This is a genomic window from Prevotella brunnea (assembly GCF_008016795.1).
GTDB lineage: Bacteria > Bacteroidota > Bacteroidia > Bacteroidales > Bacteroidaceae > Prevotella > Prevotella brunnea.
This window is the reverse complement of sequence record NZ_SDIK01000052.1, coordinates 20,220-29,852: the sequence shown is the minus strand read 5'-3', so window position 1 is coordinate 29,852 and position 9,633 is coordinate 20,220. Positions and strand designations below refer to the sequence as shown.

Here is a 9,633-nt window from a genome sequence, read left to right as displayed (position 1 = left end):
GGCCAAGGGGGCATCGAGCCCGCTAATACCTTGCCGAAAATATGACGGAACTTAAGTGTTGTCCATCTTCTTTTATGCAAGTGCACTGACTTCAAATTTAAACTATATAATGTTAATGTCAAGTCATTCAGTAAATAAGAAAATATTTGACAAGTAAAACAGAAATACATCGTCAGATCTGACAAGTGAATTCAGGAAAAGACAAAAACTTACCTTTTGCTTTCCAAAAGCTAAGCTTTTGCAATGCAAAAGGTCATGAATTGGAGTGCAAAAGCTTAGCTTTTAAGTCGCAATTAATATCACACTGATTATCAATAGATTACAAAGCATACCTCGGAGGCTGTTTTTGTAATATAATTTCGCAGTACTGATCGAGACGAATGTTCGCTATCAAGCGTCTGTTTACCATCACTTACGCGAGTTCGGGATAAGAAAATCTTTAGAAAAGATTCCAATTGTCTTGATTATCCTCTGTCAGCGAACACTTTTCCATATAAGATTTTTATAAATACGCTCCACACACGTTAATCTCGTCGGTAATACAGAATATTTCAGTAACTTTGTCTTTGGTAATCGTCGCTTTATCTTTATTTGTAACTTGTTTATTTTCACCCATAAAGGTATAAATAATAAGTGAGATTACCAACTTTTTAAGAACTTTTCTTATCCCGAACTCGCGTACATGATGAAACGCTACTTCTCACACGATGGCGACATGACCGTTATTGACGACCTCACCGAGAATCTTTTGCATACAATGAAAAATTGCGAGCTTCTGTGAAAATATACAAGGCATGAGCTTTAGATGATAACATTCGACCAAAAGCAAATATACAAATAGCTGGCTATTGGGAATTTTTCATTTGCCTCAACAAATCTTTTTGGCGCTGATTCAAAGATGTTGGCATAGTTACATTATAAGTGATTATTAAATCCCCATAAGTACCATTCCCTCTATCGTAGCCTTTGTCTTTCAATCTCACTTTTGATCCATTTTGAGTATAGGGTTTTACCTTTAATTTTATTTTCTTGTTAGGGGACAAAGAAAGGATAATCTCACCGCCTAAGATTGCCGTATAGAAGTCCAAATTGATTTTAATTTTTCTATCCGCAACTTTTTCAGATTTGGGGTGTCCCATATACATTTCGGCATTTTGTCTCTTTTCTTTCATGCCAAAGAGATCCTGAAAGAAGCTGCTAAACCCTTCTGAAGAAAAAGAATTGAAATCAAATCCATCAAAAGGACTTGCTCCTCCCCTATTGTCCCATTCGGTTGCCCTTCCTCCAAAATTCTCATACGCCTCGGCATTACGCCATTGCTCACCATATTTATCATATTTGGCACGCTTTTCAGGATTACCAATTACATCATAAGCTTCAGACAATGCCTGAAACTTAGCCTTGGCTTTCGGATCATTGGGATGAAGATCGGGATGGAATTGTTTTGCGCGCTTCCTATAAGCTGCTCTTACATCCTTTTGTGGTATATTTTTATTTACTCCAAGTATTTTATAATAATCTATAAATGCCATATTTTGTTCCTCCTTTTATGAAAAGAATAGCAAAACACATGCCATTTAGTCCATTCTTGATTTATAATCTTCGTAAGTATATGTTCTTAACATCTCCAATTCATTATTCGTACGAAGCATGGCTATTGAAGGGTGAGATATACCATTAAACATATTAGTTTTTACAGTTGTATAATGCAGCATATCTTCAAAAATAATATTTTCACCTATTTGCAAGGGATGGTCAAACTTCCATGACCCCATCCAATCGCCACTCAGGCAACTGTTACCACCAAGCCTATACGTATAAAGATGTTGTGGCTTATTGATTAACATAACTTCGGCACCTCTGACATGAGGGTGGTAAGGCATTTCCAAGCAATCGGGCATATGGCAAGTAAAGCTCACATTGAGGATAGCCGTCTTAATGTTGCTATCTTCAACAATATCTATTACTTGACACACCAAACACCCCGTATTCCATGCGAAAGCGCTTCCGGGTTCTAATATTACATGTAGCCAAGGATATTTTTCACGGAATGCCTTGAGCACTTTTATCAATGTATTGACATCATAATCTGAATGGGTCATGAGATGTCCGCCACCAAAATTAATCCATTTCAGTTGGGGAAACCAAGCAGAAAACTTATCCTCTATATGCCCTAATGTTCTTACAAAGACATCGCTACCATTCTCGCAATGACAATGCACGTGAAACCCCTCTATTCCGTTTGGTAATTTATCCGGCAACTTTTTATTCGTAACGCCAAAACGAGTACCCGGCGCGCAGGGATTGTACAACATTGTTTTTATTTCAGAATATTCCGGATTAACACGCAAACCAACAGAAAGGTTTGGATTGGCTTTCTTCGCACTCTCGAAAAAACGATAAAATTGAGAAAGGGAGTTAAAAATTAAATGAGAAGAACATTTGGAAATCTCATCAATTTCATAAGCTGTGTAGGCAGGCGAAAAAGTATGAGTTGGCACTCCAAATTCTAAAAAGCCTAATTTCGCTTCATATAGAGAAGATGCCGTTGTGGCACCTATATATTCCTTGAATATTGGGAATGTCTTCCATAGAGCATAAGCTTTAAACGCCAAAATAATATCCACACCAGCTCGTTTGGCAACATCAGCTATCAACGACAAATTGCTGCGCAATTTTGCTTCTTCCAATATATATATAGGTTGCCCTATTTCCCTAAATGTTGAAGAATTTACTTTCATTCTGCAAAAGTAGCAAATAATTTGTGAAACTCGGAAATAATATCTACCTTTGCAAGCAAAATAAAAGAGGGAATGAAGCTGGTCATTATGACTAAGTCCACTTTTTTTGTGGAAGAAGATAAGATATTGACAATACTCTTCGAGGAAGGACTGGACAATCTGCATATCTCGAAGACAGATCATTCACCCCATTATGCAGAGCGGTTGTTATCTTTGATACCATCCAATTATCACAGATTTATAACTGTTCATCAGAATTTCAATCTAACGAAAGAGTTCTCACTTGCCGGAATACATTTAGACGCAGACACGATCATTCCTCCTAAAGATTTTAGAGGAAGAATCAGTAGCACTTGTTCTGATATTCTAAAATTAAAAGACACGAGAAAGAGGTTTGCGTATGTCACTCTTAAAAATATCAACGATGGAATTGAATATCCTATGGAACGAAAATCACTTTTCATACCAGAGTTAAAAGAACTACAAAGGCAAGGTTTGATTGGAAGACATGTTTATGCAATGGGAGGAATAAAACTTAGCGACATTCCATCTTTGAAAGAATATGGATTTGGTGGGGTTGTAGTATGTGGCGCGCTATGGCAGAAATTCAATATCCAGCACGCTACTGACTTTAAATCAATTATCGCATATTTTAAGAAGTTAAAACAGGCTGTAGAATAAAGTCTTCATAAATAAACCTTATATAAAACTATAAACAACAAAAAAAATGAGTGAAAACAACTCTTTTTTGGTCTTCTCAGGGACAAAGACGCGATACCTCGCAGAAAAGATTTGTGCGAGTTTGGGTTGTCCTTTAGGCAATTTAGTCGTAACAAGATTTTCTGACGGTGAATTTGTGGTTTCATACGAACAAAGTATTCGTGGAAAAGACGTATTCCTTGTTCAGAGCACATTTCCAAATTCAGACAACCTCATGGAATTGCTTCTCATGATAGATGCCGCCAAACGCGCCTCTGCCAGAAACATTATCGCAGTTATCCCCTATTTCGGATGGGCACGGCAAGACAGGAAAGATAAGCCGCGCGTTAGTATTGGCGCAAAGCTCATCGCTGACTTGTTAAGTGTTGCGGGTATTGACAGACTAATGACCATGGATCTTCATGCCGATCAGATTCAAGGGTTCTTTGACGTACCGGTTGACCATCTTTATGCGAGTGGTGTTATCCTGCCCTATTTACAAAGCTTGCAACTAAAAGATTTGGTTATTGCAAGTCCCGACGTAGGCGGTTCAAAGCGTGCCAATACTTTTGCGAAATATTTGGGATGTCCACTTGTTCTCTGTAACAAGACAAGGGCTCGCGCGAACGTGGTTGCCAGTATGCAAATCATAGGAGATGTAAAAGATAAAAACGTTGTTATCGTTGATGACATGGTTGACACCGCGGGAACGATTACAAAAGCTGCAGACATCATGAAAGAGGCTGGGGCCAAGAGTGTGAGAGCTTGTGCATCGCATTGTGTAATGAGCGGTCCTGCAACAGAACGTGTAGAGGCTTCATCTTTGGAAGAAATCGTATTCACCGATTCAATACCCTACACTGATCGTTGTTCAAAAGTGAAACAAATTTCTGTAGCCGATATGTTTGCGGAAACGATCAGAAGGGTTGTGAATAATGAAAGCATTTCCAACCAATATTTGGTTTAATAGATAAAAGAATAAAAAGGCAATTGAGATTTCCCAATTGCCTTTTTATTCTTTTGAATTAAGCCGACTATACCTGAACTTTTTGAATGAGCTGATCAACTGTCAGACTCAATTGTTCCCCGGTCATCATATCCTTCAGTGTCAGCTTACCTTCCTTCATTTCGGTTTCACCTACAATTGCAACAAAAGGAATTTGCTTGGCATTGGCATAACTCATTTGTTTCTTCATCTTCGTTTCATCCGGAAACACCTCCGTCCTTACTCCGGCTTTTCTAATCTTACTAACCATTGGCAAGATATATTCCGTTTCTTTCCAACCAAAATTTACGAACAAGAGTTGAGTATTGGTTATATTTCTTTTGGGGAAAAGCTTTAATACATTCAATACATCATATATTCTGTCGGCACCAAAACTGATACCCACTCCCGAAAGTCCCGGCATACCAAATATTCCCGTTAGATTATCATATCTACCTCCGCCGGTGATTGACCCTATTTCCACATCAAGCGCTTTCACTTCAAATATTGCACCTGTATAATAGTTAAGACCGCGAGCCAGAGTCAAATCCAATTCTATTTCATTGGATAGACCGATTTGCCTCAACGTATCAAGAATAAACCTTGTTTCTTTTACTCCTTTCAAGCCCATCTCACTTTCAGACAAAACATGTGAAATCGTTTCGAGTTTCTCTTCGTTTGTTCCTGACATTCTTAAAATGGGTTGCAGCCGTTCAACAGCATTTGTGGCAATTCCATCTTCAATCAATTCAGCATTCACCTTTTCAAGTCCAATCTTGTCTAACTTGTCAATGGCAGTTGTTATCTGAACTATCTTATCTTGGGCGCCAATTACTTCTGCAATACCAGACAAAATTTTTCTGTTATTTATCTTAATCTTTATCCTGATTCCAAATCGTACGAAAACCGTATCAATAATTTGCATCAGTTCCACCTCGTTAAGCAGCGACTCGGAGCCAACCACATCTGCATCACACTGGTAAAACTCTCTATATCTTCCTTTTTGTGGACGATCTGCTCTCCAAACAGGTTGTATTTGATAACGTTTGAACGGCAATTGTAATTCATTCCTATGCATCACCACGTAGCGAGCAAAAGGTACCGTTAAGTCATAGCGCAAACCTTTTTCCGCCAATCTCGTTTGAAGTTTTAATGTGTCCCTGCCCAAGAGGTCTTCATCAGTTATTCCTTTGAAGTAATCCCCCGAATTTAATATCTTAAAAAGAAGTTTGTCGCCTTCCTCGCCATACTTACCCATGAGAGTCTGCAAGGATTCCAGTGCAGGTGTTTCTATTTGCTGAAAGCCATAAATTGCATAGACCTCTTTTATCGTGTTGAATATATAATTACGTTTAGCCATTTCCATCGGACCGAAATCGCGCGTACCCTTTGGAATGGAAGGTTTGTTTGCCATATATTTTTTATCTTACTATTGTTTGTTCTCTATCCGGACCTATTGATACAATCCCTATTCTTGTTTCAAGAAAATCTTCCAAGAACTTCATATACTCTTTAAACTCGGTTGGGAATTGTTCTTCCGATTTAAACTTTGTCATATCTATCTTCCACCCCTTGAATTCTTTATAGATAGGTTTTACGCCGTTCAGATCAAAGGGTAATTCTTCTGTCTTCTCACCATTTGGAAGGACATAGCCAACACAAGCCTTTATGGTATCGAACCCATCAAGCACATCACTCTTCATCATGATCAGTTCAGTTACACCATTTACCATAACGGAATAACGCAACTGCACCAAATCCATCCAGCCACAACGTCGTTCTCTTCCGGTAACCGCACCATATTCATGTCCCAAATCGCGAATGCGTGCTCCTGTCTCATCAAACAATTCCGTTGGGAAAGGTCCTGAACCTACACGAGTGCAATAGGCTTTCATAATTCCATAGACATTTCCTATCTTGCTGGGACCTATTCCCAATCCCACACAAGCTCCCGCAGCAATTGTGTTTGAAGAAGTTACAAACGGATAGGAACCGAAATCCACGTCAAGCATAGTTCCTTGTGCTCCTTCGCAGAGAAGGGTTTTACCATCGCGAAGAATGTGATTTATCTCATGTTCGGAATCTACAAACATGAACTTCTTCATATACTCTATGCCTTCCATCCACGTCTTTTCCATTTCGTCTAAACCGGTAAAGTCCGTCCATCCCAAAGCAGCCAACATTCTAAGGTGCCGTTCCTTATGAAGTCTGTACTTTTCGTCGAAATCATTGAGAATATCTCCTACTCTCAACCCATTTCTACTTGTCTTGTCGGTGTAGGTAGGACCGATACCTTTTCCTGTTGTCCCCACTAAGTTTTTCCCTTTTGCCATTTCGTTGGCCTTGTCCAAAAGTCGGTGGGTAGGCATGATAAGATGTGCTTTTTTGGATATATGCAATCTCGTCTTCAACGGATGTCCGGAACGCTCCAATTCTTTGGCTTCATTCATGAATAAATCAGGAGCCAAGACAACACCGTTACCAATGATATTGATTTTACCTCCTTGAAAAATACCGGACGGAATGGATCTCAAGACATACTTCTGACTTTCAAACTCTAAGGTGTGCCCAGCATTCGGACCACCTTGAAAACGTGCCACCACATCGTAGCGAGGAGTAAGGACGTCTACTATTTTTCCTTTACCTTCATCGCCCCATTGTAACCCTAAGAGGATATCAACTTTACCTGTTTTCATTAGCTTTATCTTCTTTCTGTTGTTTTATCTTGTTACGCTGTCGGGAAATTTTAGCCTGACAACGTGAACATACTCCATATAAATAGAGGGTGAAACCATCTTTTCGGAAGCGCGACAATTTAATATTCTCGATAGCATCCACTATCCTATTTGCATCTATTTCCGTTACAGATCCACATACTGTGCAAATCTGGTGAATGTGATCATCATTATTGTAACAAGCCTCATACTTCGTCTGACCAATAAATCGATGCCTAACTACCAAACGTAGCTCTATGAAAAGTCGCATGGTATTGTAAAGAGTGGCTCTTGAAACACGAAAGTTGAGTGCTTCCATCTTTACCCCCAACTCATCGAGAGAAAAATGCTTGTGCATATCGTACACTGCGTCAAGAATGGCAAATCGCTCAGGTGTCTTGCGGTGATTGTTCATCTCAAGATAACCATCAAGAATGTTTCTTACTTTTTCTTTTATAGTTTCGTTTGTCACGATTTGTTGATTAAATTTCTACAAAGTTAGTCTTTTTTGAAAAGATAGGCTCAACATACTGACAAAAAAAAGTTAAAAGAACTTCTTAATACACTTTTATGCTGTATAAGCAAAAAGGTAACAGATAGAGAGCCTTCTTAATTTGATTAAATCTCACCGATGAAGTTCTGATCCATATTGAAATTCCATACCCAGTTTAAAACGATCCGTAAAGTATGTGATTTCTCGCCTGGAAAGTCCTATATCTTCTGCCATATTCTTCCAATGCTTCATATTCCTTACCATGTCCATAATAATACCTCTTGCGGTTGTATCATTCAACATATAAAATCCATGGGCATTGTAAAGACGGTTGAGAGAACTGTCGTTTGTGTTGGCATCAATAAGACATTTAAAAGAAATAATTATTCTGCTGCATTTGATTCACAAAACTGCACCTAATGGAAAATTAGTAAACTCTATCAATAATCTCAAGTTAAATAGTCTTTTACCGCATTCGTTTTGTGATGTTCCCATCAGGTGTTAATTTTACTTCAATAACATAGTTGGTCGATGCATCCGGTATTCCTATGATTGCATCAAAGGATAAAGCATTTTTGTCGGCATGAGTAAATTCAAATCGTCTTAAAATGCTTTTGTTAAGGAAATCCTTTCCTATCAATGATTCGAACTCTTGTTTGCGAAATTGATGAGAATAAATATTTTTTCCTCCCATCGAAACATTCACAGCTGCCACATTATCCAAATAGGTGTTATCCACTCCTATTCCAAGTTCACTGAATGAGGACTTTATTATTCTGTCAGAGGTTGTTGAGACAGAAATATGGCAATCCACAAAACCAACTTCCAATCTTACCAAAGTATCTGTTTCTTGTCGCTGAAAGGTATTCATCGCATAAACGTGATAGTCGAATGCCGAGGTTAAGAACTTGTTGTCGGATTTTAACAGATTAACTTCCTCCCCATTCTCATTGATGAACTTAAAGAATGAGTCAGCTTGTTTTATTATCTTATATGTATTGATTTCAGCTCCTTCAAGATACAAAGAATCGTTGTAAATCCAAAATTTGGCAGGCATACTGGCAGAGTCAGGATAAAAAATACTGTCCCCCTTAATCAATAGGGCAGCAGCTCCATTCTCATCGGTCCACAGCCCCTGCATCATTTGCTTTGCCTGTTTATCTTCACGGTTCATCAATGAGGTTTTATCTTTCGACCCACAAGAAAAGAAAAACGAGAAAACAATTACAACAATGTATAAACGTTTCATATCCATTCGGTTAATATGGAAAATACTATTCAAAAACATCTGCCTCCGCCAACGATACGGCACGCATTTCATCCTTTTCAGACAAGCGGACTTGTTCCATGTCAATAGGCCATTTAATGCCTATTGTGGCATCATTCCATCTAATGCTAACCTCACTTTGGGGATGATATATATTATCTACCTTGTAAGTGAAAACAGCTTCTTCAGAGAGAACTAAAAAGCCATGAGCGAACCCTCGCGGAATAAAAAATTGTTTTTTGTTCTCTTCGGATAGCTCCACCATTACATATTTTCCGAAAGTAGGGGAACTTTTTCTAAGATCGACTGCCACATCCAGCACCTTTCCTTTTATTACACGTACCAATTTAGCTTGCGACATTTCAGCTTTTTGATAGTGAAGACCTCTTAAAACACCATAGCATGATTTCGATTCATTATCTTGTATGAACTCTACGTGTCTTCCTATATGCTTGTCAAAATCGGATTGGTTCCATGCTTCAAAAAAATAGCCACGCGCATCATTGAACACCTTAGGCTCTATCACCCACACGCCTTCTATTTCCGTCTTCTTGTATTCCATCTATTGCTATACCCATTTTGTTGATATGGCAAAGTTATAAAATTATATTGAATTGCAAAAAGAAAAGTGTCAATATCTTTGGATGAACGCTTCTTATCCCTCCTTCCCAAGTGTAAATAGTGATATATATAAGAGGTACATATCGGGATAAATTGGGGAACGGTGAAACAGA

The 9,633-nt window shown here is 38.5% G+C and carries 9 protein-coding genes; 2 read left to right on the top strand and 7 right to left on the bottom strand.

The window, feature by feature from the left end:
- Positions 1–845 precede the first annotated feature (845 nt).
- Both ETF27_RS06840 and nspC read right to left on the bottom strand, forming a co-directional pair.
- Positions 846–1,532 (bottom strand): DnaJ domain-containing protein, encoded by a 687-nt coding sequence (locus tag ETF27_RS06840; RefSeq protein ID WP_130828731.1) that lies wholly within the window; start codon positions 1,530–1,532, stop codon positions 846–848.
- Between the two features lie 45 nt (positions 1,533–1,577).
- Entirely contained in the window at positions 1,578–2,741 is a 1,164-nt protein-coding gene (gene nspC, locus ETF27_RS06835) for a carboxynorspermidine decarboxylase (RefSeq protein ID WP_147785622.1), read from the bottom strand.
- Positions 2,742–2,813: 72 nt separating this feature from the next.
- Here nspC and ETF27_RS06830 point away from each other — a divergent pair, with 72 nt between their 5' ends.
- Together ETF27_RS06830 and ETF27_RS06825 are read left to right on the top strand one after the other, a co-directional pair.
- On the top strand, positions 2,814–3,422 hold the full coding sequence (locus ETF27_RS06830; protein WP_130828729.1) for a beta/alpha barrel domain-containing protein: 609 nt from the start codon (positions 2,814–2,816) through the stop codon (positions 3,420–3,422).
- A 46-nt stretch (positions 3,423–3,468) separates the two neighbouring features.
- Positions 3,469–4,407, top strand: a complete 939-nt coding sequence (locus ETF27_RS06825; protein ID WP_130828728.1) for a ribose-phosphate pyrophosphokinase — start codon at positions 3,469–3,471, stop codon at positions 4,405–4,407.
- A 67-nt stretch (positions 4,408–4,474) separates the two neighbouring features.
- Here the strand turns inward: ETF27_RS06825 and hisS are convergent, their stop codons facing one another.
- The 5 genes from hisS to rfbC all read right to left on the bottom strand — a co-directional run bounded on the left by hisS (position 4,475) and on the right by rfbC (position 9,461).
- Entirely contained in the window at positions 4,475–5,839 is a 1,365-nt protein-coding gene (gene hisS, locus ETF27_RS06820; protein ID WP_130828727.1) for a histidine--tRNA ligase, read from the bottom strand.
- Between the two features lie 7 nt (positions 5,840–5,846).
- Positions 5,847–7,121, bottom strand: coding sequence for an adenylosuccinate synthase (locus tag ETF27_RS06815; protein WP_130828726.1), 1,275 nt, complete (start codon positions 7,119–7,121; stop codon positions 5,847–5,849).
- Positions 7,108–7,611, bottom strand: a complete 504-nt coding sequence (locus ETF27_RS06810; RefSeq protein ID WP_130828725.1) for a Fur family transcriptional regulator — start codon at positions 7,609–7,611, stop codon at positions 7,108–7,110. Before ETF27_RS06810 ends, ETF27_RS06815 begins: the two co-directional genes overlap by 14 nt.
- A 487-nt stretch (positions 7,612–8,098) precedes the next feature.
- Positions 8,099–8,881 (bottom strand): DUF4738 domain-containing protein, encoded by a 783-nt coding sequence (locus ETF27_RS06800; RefSeq protein WP_130828724.1) that lies wholly within the window; start codon positions 8,879–8,881, stop codon positions 8,099–8,101.
- A gap of 25 nt (positions 8,882–8,906) precedes the next feature.
- Entirely contained in the window at positions 8,907–9,461 is a 555-nt protein-coding gene (gene rfbC / locus ETF27_RS06795) for a dTDP-4-dehydrorhamnose 3,5-epimerase (protein ID WP_130828723.1), read from the bottom strand.
- Positions 9,462–9,633: the final 172 nt, after the last annotated feature.